The organism is Polaromonas sp. Polasp52 (genome assembly GCF_059491565.1).
The window spans coordinates 3,851,829-3,866,702 of sequence record NZ_CP168513.1 but is presented as its reverse complement, the minus strand read 5'-3'; the positions used below and the strand labels follow the sequence as shown (position 1 = coordinate 3,866,702).

The following is a 14,874-nucleotide window of genomic DNA, read 5'->3' as shown; positions in this document are numbered from 1 at the left end:
CGCCCACGGCCTGAGCAGCCTCCTACTCCCAGACCGTGTACGGCGGCGGGTTGTTGTACTGCGTGCTGAACTCAAAGGCATTGCCCTCGAAGTCAAAGCCCGGCACATGGATGTTGCACCACAGCCCCCAGTTGTAGGGCGCGCCGACAGCCATGAGCTTCATATCGATGGTCTCCGCCGCGCTTTGCAGCGCCACCGGCGGGACATAGCCGTTGCCGCTGAACTGGCCGCCCTGGATCGTGATCTGCATCGTGGTGTACACGCCGCTGGTGTCGTAGTACAGCAGGAAGGTAAAGCAATAGTCTTCGCTGGCCTGCCAGACCAGCCGTACCGGCAACTTGTCGCCGCCCACGACGGCCGGCCTGTCGGCCCCGGGCGCCCAGGGGCCCAGCGTCACCAGCACGCTGGCCGGGCTGGCGACCGAGGTCGCGGCGTTCAGGTCAGAGCTGAAGCCACCCTGGTCGTCAAAGGGCAAAGCATAAGCGCGCCCGCCTATGGTGACGGCCGGGTTGTGCAGGAAATTGGCGAAAGCGCTCCAGGTGCCGCCCGCGGGATAAAACTGCGAAAAGGTCAGCAGGTCCGGCGTGGTGGGCAGTATGTCCAGCGGCGAGCTCACGCTGAAACGGCTCACCGGTGCGCCGGCCGGAAGGGACACCGTCATCGGGATATTGGCGATCTGGAAGGAGGCCATGTCCATCTGGTCCACCAGGCCCGCCGTGGTAGCGCCGCCGCCCAGGCTGACGGTCGCGGTGGTGGCCGGGTTGCCGGGGCTGATGCCGCCCCGCAGGAATTTCCAGGTGGTCGCGTAGCCGCGCCCCAGCGCGGTGACGATGACGTTCTCGATGGCGCCCAGCACCGCGCTGCTGTTGGGTGCGGTGAGCGGCTGCTGGGTGTTGTCGGCAAACACGCCGCTGGCCCCGAACACCATCATCGAAGGCGGCGCGTAATACATCAGGCCCTTGGTCGGCGTCCACCAGGCGGGCGGCGGCGGCACGGCCGCGCCGAAAGGCGTGGTCTTGCCGGCGGGGGAATTGGTGCTGAAGAAGGGGTAGTAGAGGTTGTAGGTCTCACTGTTGCCGCCGGTGAACTGCAGCACGGTATAGGTGTTGCTGTTGCCGTCGATGTCTATGATGCCGCCCACCTGCACCACGTTGCCGGTGTAGATGTGGTTGCCGTTGTTGTTCTGCTCGACCTGCAACAGGCCGGGGTTCTTTTTGTACCAGGCAAAAAAATTGTCGATGGCCGCGTCGAAGTAAGTTGCCAGCGCGGTGGCAGGCGGCGTGAGGAAGAACAGCTCCACCGGGCTGGTGCTGGCGGTGAAGGGGTTGCTGGCGGCGGTGCTCGCGCTGCTGATCACCACGGTGCTGCCCGAGGGCGCACCGGGCAGGCTGCCCACGGTGGCGCCGGCCGGCATGAAGGGGCCGCTGACCGGCATGCCCACGCTCAGGCCGCCATTGGTGGGGGCCGGGCTGCCCGGGCCGGTGATGCTGAAGCTGGCCTGCCATGCGCCGGGAGTGCCCGAGACGGCCAGGGTTCCCTGCAAGCTGGCAGCCAGCAACTGGCCGCTGATCAGGTCGTTGGGATTGAGCAAGCGGTAAGGCGTGGCCGCGTCGCTGCCCTCGGGGTACACGCAGTCGGCAAAGGGCACGAGCGGGCCCACCGCCATGGCCTTGAAGTTGCTCACCAAGGTCTGCCGGTCCAGCGTGGGCACGATGCCCGAGCCGGCGCTGAAATTGGGGTCTTGGGGCGTGACCTGGACCGTGAACGGAATGCCCAGCTGGTCCACCTGGGTGATGTCCAGGTTAAGGGTGTCCGGGGGGGCATGCCTGGGCGCGTTGGCGGCGGTGCAGCTGAGCGTGACTTCCACGAAGTCATAGAAAAAATCCGCCGTGGCCGCGGTCGGGCCACTGATCTTGTTGTTCGGTGCGGTCACCGCGTCCGGCGAGTTGCTGAAGTAAAGCCGCGCCGAAGGAAACTGTTTGCCGGCATCCAGCCGGATGGCGCCGCCGGCCTTCTTCAGGTCGGCCAGCGTGAACAGGGGCGCCAGCGTTCCCGGTTCGGCCACGGGCGTGGCGACGCCGGTGGCCGGGTCCATGCTCCAAGCCTGGTTCAGGGTTTCCTGCGTGAGGAACAGATAGATTGCCTCATCGGCCAGGCCCGAAGCCCCGCCGTGTTGCTGGCTGTTGTTGACGATGCTGAGGGTGACGTAATTTGTCATGGGAGTCCTTGGCCGAAAGGGGTTGGGGGTGTGGTCAGCGCTTGAAAGTCGGCCGGCTCGAACCAGTCCTGGTCCACGTCGCCGGCCACGCCGTCTATGCGCGTTCCGCCATTGACGGCGCCATCGCTGTATTGCCAGCAAGACCATGCCTGCCAGGGCGCGGGAATGGACGGATGCTCCGCATAGTCAGCCAGCCACAGCTTTCGTTTGCCCAGTGGCTCGCAACCCGGCAGGGGCGCGAGGTGTTTCCAGAAGCCGTTGCTGGTGTAAATCATGGTCTGCCGCCCGAACAAGGCATCGGCCGCGGCGGTGAAGTCCAGCACCCACTTCAGCACAGCAGGGGGCTTGCACCCGTCCAGGGTTTCGATATCCAGCACCGGCGGCAAATCATTGCGTCCCAGCGCGCCAACGGTTGCGAAAAATTTCTGGGCCTGGTCTTCGGCGAGGCTGACGGCGCGTCCGAAGTGGTAAGCCCCGCGCGTCAAGCCGGCGGCCGCGCATCCCGCCCAGTTGTCCTTGAAAAAGGGATCCACGACGTAAGCCCCCTCGGTGGCTTTGACAAAAGAAAAAGCCACGCCATTGCGGGCCACCTGGGGCCACCGCACGGCACCCTGGTAGTGGCTGACGTCTATGCCGCGCACCCACATGCCCGGCCCCTCAGACGACGTTGTTGAGCATGTTGACCTGCGCCTGCAGCTGGCCGTCTATCCTGAGCACCGTCTCCAGCGGCAGGTCTTCATCCCACATCACGCCGCAGTTGTATTGCAGCGGCTCCGGGCTGGCCACGCTGCCGCTGACCTTTTGCCGGAAGGTGGTGGTCACGCCGTCCGTGGCCTGCACGCCAAGCCCCCAGTGGTCACAGCCGTACCAGCTGCCGGATTTCATGACCATGGTGTAAACGGCCGAGCCATCCGCTGCCGGCACCGTGTGGCCGTTGAGCTGGGCGGTGCCGGTCATCAGGGCCACGCGGCAGACATCCTGCTCGGCCTGGGGGTTGTCGGCCAGCACCTGGTGAAAGGGCACGGTCCGCGGAAAGATGATGTCGGTGGTGTTGAAGAAGTCGTCGTTCAGGCCGGTCGGCACGCGCCCGTTGTTGAACACAAAAGCGCCCCCGTCGGAGTTGTGGATGGTGGGCGCGGTGTAGGCGTTGTCGGCGCTTTCATATTCGCCGGTCAAGGCCCAGCCCCAGCAGGCGGTATAGATGAAGGGCGCCTGCTCCGAGGTCGGCACGGTTTCACCATCGCGCGGATGGTCTTCACCGGCGGGCGCCAGCAGGTTGCGTTGGGCATTGCTGAGACAAGGCATGGGCTTCTCCGTGCTACGAGGATCGCTGCGAATGGCAGTCGCCACCTCGCTGGATAAATTGTCGGCATGAATCCATGCGTTGGCGATTACACGGCATTACAGGCGATGGGCCTCGCGCACGGCGCGCGCTAACACTTTGAGATTCAAACAGGCTTGCGCATTTTTTTCGACGCAACGTTTTGACTTAAAGGCGCATACGCGCTGCCGCCGGCAACTGCCGGCAGGTGGCAATGCGCCAGCGATACAGGCGCAAGTCCCGATTGAACTGCGCCGGGATTTACGTCATGCTCTGCGTGAGTACAAGGCGCATGGCATGCGCCCGCCCCTGCAGGGATTGCGCACCCGGGCAAGGGAAAATTTCCGATGAATGCGCAGGCCTTGTGAGATTTAAATCAAGGCAATTAATGCCCAAACGGCGCGCTTGTGTAAATACGCGCCGCGGCGCTTGACGACGATCGAACGTCTCGCAGATACTGCGGCCGACCGATACGGTTTTTCAACACGGGCAGGATGCACAGCGCCACAGAGCGATGGCTCTTCCCATGAGGCTTGATGGCAAGGAGGGAGAAGGCAAGTGGCTATTTTGAGAAACCGCGTCACGCAGCGCAAGATTTACCTGCGCACGCACCATGTCTTCGGGCGGGGCCGTTCCGCCGACACCCTGCTTGAAAACCTGGATGCCTCGCAGCTGCACGCCTCGGTGCGCTGGACCGGCAAGGCCTGGGAACTGCGCGACCACAGCCGCAACGGCACCCTGCTCGATGGCACCCGGCTCTCCAGCACCAAAGGCCTGGAATTGTGCGTGGGCGCCACCATCAGCTTCGGGCACGAAGACGGAGCCGCGTGGCAGGTGGAAGACCTGTCGCCGCCGCGCAACCTGCTGTGGCCGCTGGGCCATGACGAGCCCTACATTCCCCTGGGCCGATCCAACCTGCTGCCGCAGGGGGTGGCCGCGGAGCTCTCCATCCATCACAGTGAAAAAGGCCAGTGGGTGTGCACCACCCCTGAAGGCAGCTGGGTCCTGGAAGACGGCGACGAGGTCCGCTTCGCCGGCAAGGTCTGGTGTTTTCTGCTGGCGGCCGAAGTGGTCTCCACCATGGACTGCATGGCCGGACACAAGGCGCAGATGAGGCGCTCGCAGCCGGCGCTTTTCTTCAAGGTGAGCCAGGACGAGGAACATGCATGGCTGGAGCTGCATGACGCCGGCCTTCACCTCAACCTCGGTGAACGCTCGCACCACTACGCGCTGCTGATCCTGGCGCGCCTGCGGCTGGCCGATGCGCAGCGCCAGCTCGCGCCCCACGCGCAGGGCTGGGTCGAGCTTGACCGCCTTGCCAAGATGCTGGGCCTGGACCCCGGCCACCTGAACATCCAGATCTTTCGCATGAGGAAGCAGCTTGCGCTCGCGCTGCCGCCCGGCGCGCATGTGCCCGAACTGATAGAGCGCCGCCGCGGCTCGCTGCGTTTCGGCAACCTGCGCTTTCGCATCACGCGCGGCGCGGCGCTGGAGGCCGACTTCGATCCGCTGGCCGGCGACCAGAGCTTCCCTGAAGAGTCGCTCGTGGCCTGATCTCTCTGCGCCATGACACGGGTGCCCTCACGCGGCTTCCCCGTGGGCGTGCCGGGGTACCAGTCGCTGGGTTTGCTGGGGCAAGGCGCGTCAGGCCAGGTGTTCAAGGCCAGGCAGCGCAGCACGGGGCAGTTCGTCGCCATCAAGATTCCCCATCCGGCTTCGGCGGACAATCCCGCGGCGAGGCGACGCGTGCAGCAGCGCCTGCACCAGGAGACCCGCGTGCTGGCCATGCTGCAGCATGCCCATGTGGTGCGGCTCATCGACAAGGGCCTGGCGGAGGGCGGGCTGATCTTCGCGGTGCTTGAATTCATCCCGGGAGAAACGCTGAGGGACTTTTTGCAGCGAAACGGCGGCCTTCCCCTGCCGGACACCATGGCCTTGATGGCGCAGCTGCTGGACGCCCTGACCTTTTTGCACCAGCACCAGGTGGTGCACCGCGACCTCAAGCCCGAAAACCTCATGGTCGTCTCCACCGGGACGGCCCTGCACCTCAAGCTGCTGGACTTCGGGCTGGCCAGCCACCGGGGTGAGCCGCGCTTCGTGACGGGCGCCGAGGGCACGCCCGCCTACTGCGCGCCGGAGCAGCTGCGGGGAGAGCCTTGCACGCCCGCCACGGACCTCTACGCATGGGCCCTGATCTTCCTCGAGTGCCTGAGCGCCAGGCCCTGCGTGCAGGGCGCAGACATGGGCGAGGTGCTGCAGCGCCAGCTCGGCGCGGAACCCGTGGCCCTGCCCGAGGAACTGGCCGACCACCCGGTGGCGCCGCTGTTGCGGCAGGCGCTGCACAAAGACCTGCGGCAGCGCGCGTCCGATGCGGCCGGCCTCTACCTTGACCTCGTGCAATGCCTGGCGCAGCTGCGCGGTGCGCGCCAGGCCTGGCCGGCGCCAGGCGCCCCCGCGGACGGCGGCGCCCGGCAGCTGACGCTGGACAGCATGGACATTCCCGCGGCCGAGCCCGCCGACGCGGAGCATGCGCTGGGCATACTCTGCGTGGGCCTGCGCTTGTACCCGGCCCGCAATTCCTCGCTGGCCCTGCCCTACCTGCAGGAGATGCGCGAGCAGCAAATGCGCTGGTGCGCCAATGCCGTGCAAGGCGGCCAGGGCCAGAGCGCCGGGGTGCTGGGCGACTGCATGCTGTTCCATTTTGAACAGGGCGCGAGCAGCGCGCAGAACCTGCAGCAGGCGGCCGTCGCCGCCATGGACCTGTGCACCCGCGTGCAGCGCAGAAGCCGCCTGCTGGAAGTCCAGCACGGCGTGCGCCTGGAAATATCGGGCGGCATCCACAGCGTGCGGCCGGCCTCGCGCCACGACGCCTCCAGCCGCAACCACGGCGCCAACGTCGCGCTGCACCTGAACAGCGTGGCCGAGCCGGGCGCCATTGTGGCCAGCCAGCATGCCCGCCGCGAACTGGCGGCCAATATGCAGTTTGAGGAATACCTGGGCACGGCGGCCGCGCGGCATGCGGGGGAAGAAAGGGTGTTCCGGCTGATGGCCGACCTTCAGGGATAGGAGCCGTCTGGCCGCCCGGCCGCGCGGCCTCAGAGCATCAGCCGCTCCACCTGCTCGACCGGGTAGCCGCGCCAGCGCCGGTTCAGGGTCTCCTTGGGGCTGGTGTTGCGGGTGTGCACGCGGGCCACATAGAGGTGCTGCTCGGGATTGACCGCGATGCGCTTGTGCCGCGGGGCCCAGACGAAGGCGTTGTCTTCGCCCACATTGATGTCTGCGAAGGGCGCATCGCGCCAGAACTCCCGGCGGTAGCACAGGGTCCCGCCGTAGACCCAGGGCGAGCGCCCGTCGTAGACATACTGCCAGGCGCGCCTGCCCTCGGGCGCATAAAAGAACACCCTGTCCAGGCCGCAGATGTCCGCCCCCTGCTCCAGCAAGGCCTTGACCTGCGAGCTGAGCCAGCCGGGCGCCATCCAGTCGTCGTCGTCCCAGTGCGCGATCAGCTCGCCGCGGGCCATCTCGCAGGCGACGTTGCGTTTGGCGCCCAGGCTCAGCTTGCGCTCCAGCCGCATGTAGTGGATGGATTCGTGCGAGGGGATCAGGTCGGCCACGCTGTCGCGGCCGTCGTCCAGCACGATGAGCTCGCGCGGGCCGTAGTCCTGCGCCAGGAAGTTGCGGATGGCCTGCGGCACGAAGTCGCGCCGGTCGGCGGTGGGCATGATGCAGGACACCAGCGGCCATGCGGCCGCCGCGGGTGCCGGCGCGGCGGCGGCCGGCGGAAAATAAAAATCGCGGTCGCGCTCCAGGCAGGGCGGCTGCGGTACACGCGCCCAGGCGTTTTGCTGCAGGTAATGGCCTTCCTTGAATTTCCAGGTGTTGTTGTCGTGGCGCACATAGATGTGCAGCTCGCGCCCGGGCACACGGCACAGGCGCGCACCGCCGGCCAGGACCTTGAGCAGGAAGTCGGCATCCTCGCGCAGCGAGGTGGCGGGATAGCGGCCGTGGATTTCCCACAGGCTGCGCCGGAACAGCAGGGAGCCGCCGCTGACGTTTTCCACGAACATGCGGCGAAACAGCGCACGGCTGGGCGCCCAGAACTCGGCCTGCGCCCGCGCCATGAACAGCATGTCGTTCAGCCCCGTGATGTCGGCGATGTTGTGCAGGATGGGCGCGGCCTGGCGGCTCAGGCGCTGCTCGCCGTACCAGTCATCGTCGTCCCAGTGCGCGACCAGCTCGCCCCGGGCCAGGCGCACCGCCTCGTTGCGTTTGGCGCCTATGCTGGCCCCGGGGGCCATGCGCACGCAGCGTATGCGCGCGTCGCTGATGCCGGCGGGCAGGTCGCTGCCCTCCTCGTAAACGATGATGAGCTCCAGCGCCGGGTAATCCTGGCGCTGGAAATAGCGTATCGATTGTTCGACGAAGGCGGGCCGGGCGCGTGTAGGCATGATGCAGCTGAGCAGCGGCGCCTCGGCAAGCGGCTCCGGCACCTGTTGCGGCGGGGCCAGGGCCGCGGCCGGCGGCACAAAGATGCGCATGCGCTCGGGCATGGCGAAGTAGCGGCACTGCTCGCCGGCGCAATGCGCATGGTAAGGCGCGGGCGGGTGTTGGGCCTCGCCGCGCCAGGCGCAAAAGCGGTCCTGGTACAGCCGCTTGCTGGTGTCCAGCAGGCTGTCCTCCAGCCGGGATCGCCGCGGGCAAGGCGGCGCCCTGTGCACAAAAGCGCCCTGGGCCCAGACCCCGCGAAAGCCGGACCGCGCGGCGCGTATGTTGTAGTCCATCTCCCAGCACGGGCCCTGGGCATAGGCCTTGTCGGCCGCGCCTATGGCGGCCACCACCTCGTTCCTCACCACATAACAAAAGTCGGACAGGCTGTGCAGCGGCTCCAGCGTGACGCAGGCATGGCCGAACCTGGCCGCCAGCGCATCGGCCTGGTTCCACAGGGCGTCCTGCGCCTCGCCGCAAGCCGGCGCCACGGCCTGCTCGTTCCAGCAGCGGTTGGTCGAGGGGCCGGCCAGGCCGTGGCTGGGATCCGCGTCCAGCGCGGCCAGCAGCAGTTCCAGCCATCCCGGCGTGACCCGCGCGCCGTTTTCCAGAAAGACATAGATGTCGGCCGGCACGCCCACCAGCCGGTTAAAGCATTCGGCCGCGCCTTCATGCACGGGCCCGCGCAGCTGCTCCAGGCCCGGCAGGGCCTCAAAGCGCGCCTGCAGCGCGACGGCCTCGGCCTCGTCGGCCGGGTCCGGCAGCAGCCGCAGGCCGAAAGGCATGGGTGTGTTTTCGAACAGGCTGGCCAGCGTGGCCGCCAGCGCATCGGCATGCGCGGCCACATACACGCCGATCAGGATCTGGCGCTCTGGCGCGGCCGGCATCTACCACTCCTCGCGGCTTGCCAGCAGGCCCGCGCCCAGCAGCGCCTCCAGCGTGCGCCAGGGGCTGCCCGGCGTTTCGTCGCCCCAGTCGCTGACCGCGTCCAGCAATTGCTCCAGCGCCACGGCCTGGGCATTCACCGAGCGGTAAAAGCGCGGATAGCACAGCAGCAACTCCTCCGCGCAGGCGCGGATCAGCGCCTCGCGGCGCGCCGGTTCGGGGGCGTGAAAAGAAACATACAGCGTGGGCAGGCCCAGCTGCGGCAGGCGCCGCCACAGGCCGGGGATCAGCGTGTATTCGCCGCCCTCGATGTCCATTTTGATGAAGTTGCAGTCGTCTATGCCATTGAGCGCCAGGAAGCTCTCCAGGTCCAGGCCATGGACTTCGCGGCAGGGCTGGCCGACGGCACCCGGCGCGGCCAGCATGCCCGACATGCTGTCGCCGAAGCGGCTTTGTTCGCCGAAATAAAGCCCTCCCGCGTAAAGCCGCAGCGGCCCGCTTTCGGGGCTGATACCGTAGGGGTAGAGCCTGATTTTGGGCCGCAGCGCGGGATTCGCCTCGACATTGGCCGCCAGTTCGGCAAAAGCCACCGGGTCCGGCTCCAGGGCATGGGCGCGGCGCGAAAACATGGCGCCGTAAAGCACCGTGGGCCCTATCCAGGCGCCCATGTCGATGTAGGACTTGTCGGGCCGCAGGAAACGCCGGAACACCTCGAAGGTCTGGGGCTCCCACCCGCCCTCGCCCACGCGGCGCCAGAAGTCCCCGCGCGCAGCACTGGCACGGACCCGGAAAGCGTGGTGATGGACGAATACGCTGAGTTCCCGCGGCGCGTCGTCCGCGGGCGGGCCGGCTTGCAGGAGCTTGGCTTGTTGCATGGGCGGTCTCCCTTGCCGCTTACCAGACCGTCATGGGGGCCGGACCCGAGATGTTGGCGCTGAACTCGAAGGCATTGCCCTCGAAGACAAAGCCCGGCACGTTGATCTTGCACCAGACGGCGCCGGCATAGGGGCTGCTGCCGGCCGCCAGGCGCATCTGGATGCTCACGCCCTGCTTGAGCGAATCCTGCGTCTGCAGCGACAGCGGCAAATAGTAGTTGTTGCCGTAGAAGTTGGTTTTCTTGCTGCGCGGCTCGCAAACCATGGTCACATAGTTGCCGTTATCGTCGTAGACCAGCAGGAAGACGAACTGGTAGTCGGCGCTGGCCTGCCAGAACAGCCGCACGGTTTTTCCCGGAACGGTCTGCTGCGCCGGCACGGCGCGCACCGGGTAGAAGTTCAGCACGCCGGGACCGTGGGGATAGAGGTCGCTGACGTCCACCGTGGTCCCGTTGTTCAGCGGAATCTCGGTATCGGGGACCGGCGTGCTGGACGACATCGGCACATCCGTCAGCGGCGGCACCTGCTCGGCCAGCGTGGAATGGCGCACGGCGCCGAAGCCGTCGCAGTTGAACACATAACCGCCGAACTGCGTGACCACGCTGGGGACCTGCACGCCCATGCCGCAGGAAGGCACGAGCTGCAACTGGATCAGGTTTTCGCCCGGCAGCTGCGGCGACTTCTGCAGGCGGCGCACGGTATCGCGATGGTCCAGGCAGACCTCCAGCCCCCAGGTGATGCCGGCCAGCGAGAACACGCCCGCGCCGTCGTAGTTGAGCACCTGCTGCTCGCGTCCCGGGCCGCCCGTGGTCGAGGGCGCCAGGTGGTCGACCTCACCGAGCAGCAGGCTGTTGGGGCCGGCCGCGGTGGCGAGGAAGTCCACGCCCGACATGAGTTCCTTCATCACCACGACCGCGCCCGCGTCGCCCTGCGCCGCCACGCCGCCCAGCTGCACCAGCGCGAAGTTGTAGACCTCCTTGTTGGCCAGCGGGTCGATGTCGTAGGGCGGCGTCTTGAGCGTGGGCGAGGACACGCCCAGGATGGTGCCGAAAGCGAACATCCAGTCGGCCCAGTCCGCGAGGGCGGCGTAGCCCTGCAGCCTGGTGATGATCTGCTGCACGTCCTCCATCCCGTAGGCGCCGTTCGGGCCCCGGAAAAAGAACTCGGGCGCCATGAAGACATTGAGGGTGTCGCTGGGCACGGGCGGCGACGAGGGAGGCGACATGGACTGCTGCAGCACGTCGTATGCGGTGTCCATGGCGCGGAACATCAGCGAGCAGCGCGCCTCGAGGTCAAGCTCCGGATTGTCCAGCCCGAGGTAGCTGTTCGAGCCATCGGGATTCAAGCCGGGCGCCGTGTCGAGCACGTAGCCTATGAATCGGACATTGTTGTAAGCCATGCTGTTTCTCCTGTTAAAAATGCTCGGGGGTCATCGGATGAGCGGCGCCAGACCGTAGGTGAACTTGATGATGTGGTTGACGTACACGTTGATCGGGCGCGTTTCGTACAGGCTCACCTGCACCGCGGCCTGGCCCTGCTCGGTCACCGGCCCGGTGGTCGGCGTGGAGGTGCTGGAGGACGCGCCGGCCGCCGTGCCGCTGGACGAGGAAGTGGCCGGCGCGGGCGCGCTGTTGTAGTCATGCGCATGGGTTTGCAGCGCGAAGGACTGGGTCGAACCCACGCCGCTGCTTTGCCCCTGGCCGCCGGGCGGCACCTGGCGCGTGCCGATATCGGGATCGTTCTGGGTGCCCGTGCCGACGCCGCGCAGGAAATACCCGCGGTAGTCGGGAATCAGGAACTGGTTGCCGCTGCCGCCGTAGACATAACCCAGCACCGCGAACAGCTCGGGATAGTCATAGGTGGGCAAGGAGCGGCCGTCGCAGAACATCCAGCCCCAGGCTTCCAGCGGATCGGTGACGTAGTCCTGCGCTGCCACGGGACTGGCCGTACCGGCGCTGTCGGGCGCGCCCAGGGAACCGGCGAAGGCCGTGACGGAGCCGACCGGCAGCTCGCCGAAGCCCGGGCGCACGAAAAAGGGAAGGCTCATGCCGGGCGCCATCATGGGCCTGCACTCCCCGGACTCTCCGACCTCTCCGGATTGCCCGGACTCTCCATGGCCGCACCGGGTACCAGGCCGGCACAGGTCTCGTCCAGCACCTGCATGGCCGTGGGCACCAGCACTTCCCAGCACGGGCCTATGGGCCGCACCGGATGGCGCGCCGGCCCGGGCTGCTTGAGGTCGTTGACCAGCGGGACATCGACCGGGTTGGCCGGCGCCAGCCGGTCAGCCGAGGCCCACAACATGCCGGACGAATAGAAATACAAAAACGCCATCACATGCGCGGGCTGCACCGGCAGCAGCACACGCGCCTGGTCGGCCTGTACAAAGCTCGCGAACAGCGCGTCATCGTCGGCGGCCAGGCTGCCCAGTTCCACGCCACCACCGGAGCCGCCGGCTGGGCCGGGGCTGGCATAAAAGCTGTAGACCATTTCATTCCACTCCAGCACCTCGTCGAAGAACTGCAGGTAGCGCGGCTCGTAGACCGCGAACTCCGAGGGCGGCGACTGCCCGAAACCCCGCTCGTTCATGCCGGTCAGCGTGAACATGCGTTCGAGCAGCAGGCGCAGGCAGGCATTCCTCAGTTCGCGCTGCTCGATCTGCCGGTTCGCCAGCGGCGAGCGCGTGGCCGCGCGGCCTTGCGGGCCGCCCTCGACGCGGACCTGGTAGGCGCTCACCCGCTCCTGGTAGGCGCGCATGACAGCGGCGTAAACACGGATGCGCCACTCGTCCATGCAGCGCTCCGAGGGCGCGCACTGGATCTCGACGTTGACCTGCACCTGCGCGTCGCTGGGCGGGGAAATGCCGGGCGGGTAATCGAGCACCGACACCGGCACGCTGTCGTCCTCGCCGGACAGCGCCGTTCCGTCCGGGGGGCCGGGCGGAGTGATGGCCTGCCGCCCCACCAGCACCACGGGCGCCGGCAGGCCGGTGGGCGCGCTGAGGTAAGCGACAAAGGCCCTGGTGGCGCAGTATCCGGCGGGAACCGCGATCTGCTTTTCCTCGCCGTCGCGCAGGGTGGCCGAGGCAAAACGCTGCGCCTGCGGCGGCGGCGCCAGGTCCAGCACGCCGTAGTAAGCGCCCAGGCCGGCGTAGTTGCCCGGCTGGATGTCCTTGAAGGTGGCGATGCGCAGCCGCAGCGGCGGCAAGGGCTTGACGAAGTCCTGCCCGGCCAGGGCCTGCTCGCCCGCGATGAAAGCGGCGGCGGGCTTGCACACCATGAACTCCATCATGAGGCGCTGGCCGTAGTTGACGACGCAGGCCTCGTACACCTTGTTGAGCCAGCGGTAGACGCCGCGCAGGCTGTGCGTGCCGGCCGTGTTGTCGACCAGGCTGACCACCGAGTCCTCGGTCTGGCTCATGGTGCTGCTGGCGCGCGTCAGGCTCACGCTGCGGCTGATGCGGTTGACGGTCTTGTTGAGGATGTCGCGCGCAAAACGTGTGGTGTCGTCCAGCCCCGGCGTGGCGCCCGGCTGCACCGTCTTGCTCCACGACCCGTCGAGCGTGGCCTGCGTGGGCGGGCCGTAGCTGCTGGTGAAATTGTTGTACTGATTGGTTTCCACCACCCCGGCCACGGTTTTGCGCGCCTCTTCCTGCAGGTTGCTGCGTTCGTCCGCGGCGTCGTTTTGCAGCAGTTGCTTTTCGCCGCTGCTCTGGCGCAGCTCGTCGAGCTGGCGATGCGTCCGCTTGTTGGTGACCTCGCGGCGCTCGCCGCGCATCACGTTTTCGATGCGCGCGATCTCGCCGCATTGGTAGCGCAGCAGGCGCTGGCGCACCATCTGCAACTCGCCTATGGCATAGGGCTCTATCCAGCCCGGCAGCCCCGGCGGCGGCGAGGCCGTGGCGGCGCCCTGCGCCGCGGGCAGCGGAAACACCTGCTCGCTCAGCACCGGCGTAGCATGCAGCAGCGCATGGATCTGCGTCGTGGCCAGAAAAGGCGGGTCCGCGGCCATGGGCGCTGCCGCGGGACTGCCCTCAGCTGGGGCGGCCGCAGCCCCGGCGGCAGCGCCGGCCTGGGTCAGGCTTTCGAAGGGCTGCAGCGCCACCTCGATCAGGTGGGCCATCAGCAGCGCGCGGGTGAACTCGTCCAGCAGCGCGGTGTCGTAGCCCAGGGTGATCACCAGGGCAAAGTAGCTCTGCCAGACGCCGTCCAGCGTTTTGGCATAGGCGGCGGAATCAAAATAAGCCCAGTCCAGCGCATAGCGCGACAGCAGCCGCGTGACCTGCTCGCAGGCCCCGGCCAGCCAGAGCGCCGGTGCGCCCTCCAGTGGGGGCAGGCGCCTAAAAAGTTCGGGGAAGCGGCTGACGGGCCCCGCAAGGCTGTCCATGTCGCGGATGAAGTCGCCCGGGTAGGCACTGCCGTCGATGAAATCCACGGCAAGCTTCTGCGCGGCCTCGCGCGCGTCCTGGGGCTGGTTGCGCGCGCTGACCAGGTCGCCGAAAAAACCGCACCACGGCGGGCTGGCGCTGGCATAGCGGACGAAACCGTAGAGCAGGTCGTCGGCGCTGAGCTTGGGCCAGCGCCGCACATAAACATAAGGGAACAGCTCGTCGGGATGGGTGGTGACGATGGGCAGGGGCTCCACCGGGTCTATGGGGGGATCCGGCACTATGGGCGGAGCCGGCGGCCAAGGCGGGCCCGGAGGCCAGGGCGGTCCCGGTGGCGGCAGCGGCCCGCGTGCGGGACAGGCCACCATGATGCCCTCGAAATGATGGTCGTCGTTTTGCCCCCTCATGCCGTAGTGGATGTCGGCAAAGATGGCGGTGTTGGTCACACCGTCGATGTGCACCGGCGTTCTCTGCTGCAGGTAACCCGTGACGTAGCAGCCGGAACGGAACTTGAATTCAAAAGGCCTGGCCGGCCACTGCCGCGTGATGGTGACCAGCTGGCTGTCGGCCGGGCCGGACTTGCAGGACACATTGGCAAGGGACGGGATATCGTCGCCGGGTTCACGGTTGATGGTGAAATCGAAAACCAGGCAGCCGTCCATGGCCGACCAGCTTCTTTTGACCATTTCGTTCACTCGGGCGC

At 67.2% G+C, this 14,874-nt stretch carries 10 protein-coding genes; 2 read left to right on the top strand and 8 right to left on the bottom strand.

From position 1 onward, the window contains the following. Positions 1–22 precede the first annotated feature (22 nt). Genes ACEN9P_RS18135 through ACEN9P_RS18125 form a run of 3 tightly spaced genes read right to left on the bottom strand, consistent with a single transcriptional unit; the run spans position 23 to position 3,523 of the window. Positions 23–2,218, bottom strand: coding sequence for a glycoside hydrolase 64/thaumatin family protein (locus ACEN9P_RS18135; RefSeq protein WP_495620047.1), 2,196 nt, complete (start codon positions 2,216–2,218; stop codon positions 23–25). Then, the gene (locus ACEN9P_RS18130; RefSeq protein WP_477660727.1) at positions 2,215–2,865 is read right to left on the bottom strand and encodes a glycoside hydrolase family 25 protein; all 651 of its coding nucleotides are present in this window, start codon (positions 2,863–2,865) and stop codon (positions 2,215–2,217) included. The genes ACEN9P_RS18135 and ACEN9P_RS18130 overlap by 4 nt, the downstream gene beginning before the upstream one ends. A 10-nt stretch (positions 2,866–2,875) precedes the next feature. Further along, on the bottom strand, positions 2,876–3,523 hold the full coding sequence (locus ACEN9P_RS18125) for a hypothetical protein (RefSeq protein WP_477660726.1): 648 nt from the start codon (positions 3,521–3,523) through the stop codon (positions 2,876–2,878). A gap of 574 nt (positions 3,524–4,097) precedes the next feature. Here ACEN9P_RS18125 and ACEN9P_RS18120 point away from each other — a divergent pair. Continuing rightward, positions 4,098–5,093 (top strand): FHA domain-containing protein, encoded by a 996-nt coding sequence (locus ACEN9P_RS18120; RefSeq protein WP_477660725.1) that lies wholly within the window; start codon positions 4,098–4,100, stop codon positions 5,091–5,093. A 12-nt stretch (positions 5,094–5,105) separates the two neighbouring features. Beyond that, positions 5,106–6,605, top strand: a complete 1,500-nt coding sequence (locus ACEN9P_RS18115; protein WP_477660724.1) for a protein kinase domain-containing protein — start codon at positions 5,106–5,108, stop codon at positions 6,603–6,605. Positions 6,606–6,634: 29 nt separating this feature from the next. Here the strand turns inward: ACEN9P_RS18115 and ACEN9P_RS18110 are convergent, their stop codons facing one another. Genes ACEN9P_RS18110 through ACEN9P_RS18090 form a run of 5 tightly spaced genes read right to left on the bottom strand, consistent with a single transcriptional unit; the run spans position 6,635 to position 14,857 of the window. After that, positions 6,635–8,911, bottom strand: coding sequence for a glycosyltransferase (locus ACEN9P_RS18110; RefSeq protein WP_495620046.1), 2,277 nt, complete (start codon positions 8,909–8,911; stop codon positions 6,635–6,637). Then, positions 8,912–9,784 (bottom strand): FkbM family methyltransferase, encoded by an 873-nt coding sequence (locus tag ACEN9P_RS18105; RefSeq protein ID WP_495620045.1) that lies wholly within the window; start codon positions 9,782–9,784, stop codon positions 8,912–8,914. It lies immediately after the preceding gene. A 19-nt stretch (positions 9,785–9,803) separates the two neighbouring features. Next, the gene (locus ACEN9P_RS18100) at positions 9,804–11,183 is read right to left on the bottom strand and encodes a hypothetical protein (protein WP_495620044.1); all 1,380 of its coding nucleotides are present in this window, start codon (positions 11,181–11,183) and stop codon (positions 9,804–9,806) included. A gap of 30 nt (positions 11,184–11,213) precedes the next feature. Beyond that, on the bottom strand, positions 11,214–11,831 hold the full coding sequence (locus ACEN9P_RS18095; RefSeq protein WP_495620043.1) for a tail fiber protein: 618 nt from the start codon (positions 11,829–11,831) through the stop codon (positions 11,214–11,216). Between the two features lie 11 nt (positions 11,832–11,842). After that, positions 11,843–14,857, bottom strand: a complete 3,015-nt coding sequence (locus ACEN9P_RS18090) for a hypothetical protein (protein WP_495622195.1) — start codon at positions 14,855–14,857, stop codon at positions 11,843–11,845. Positions 14,858–14,874: the final 17 nt, after the last annotated feature.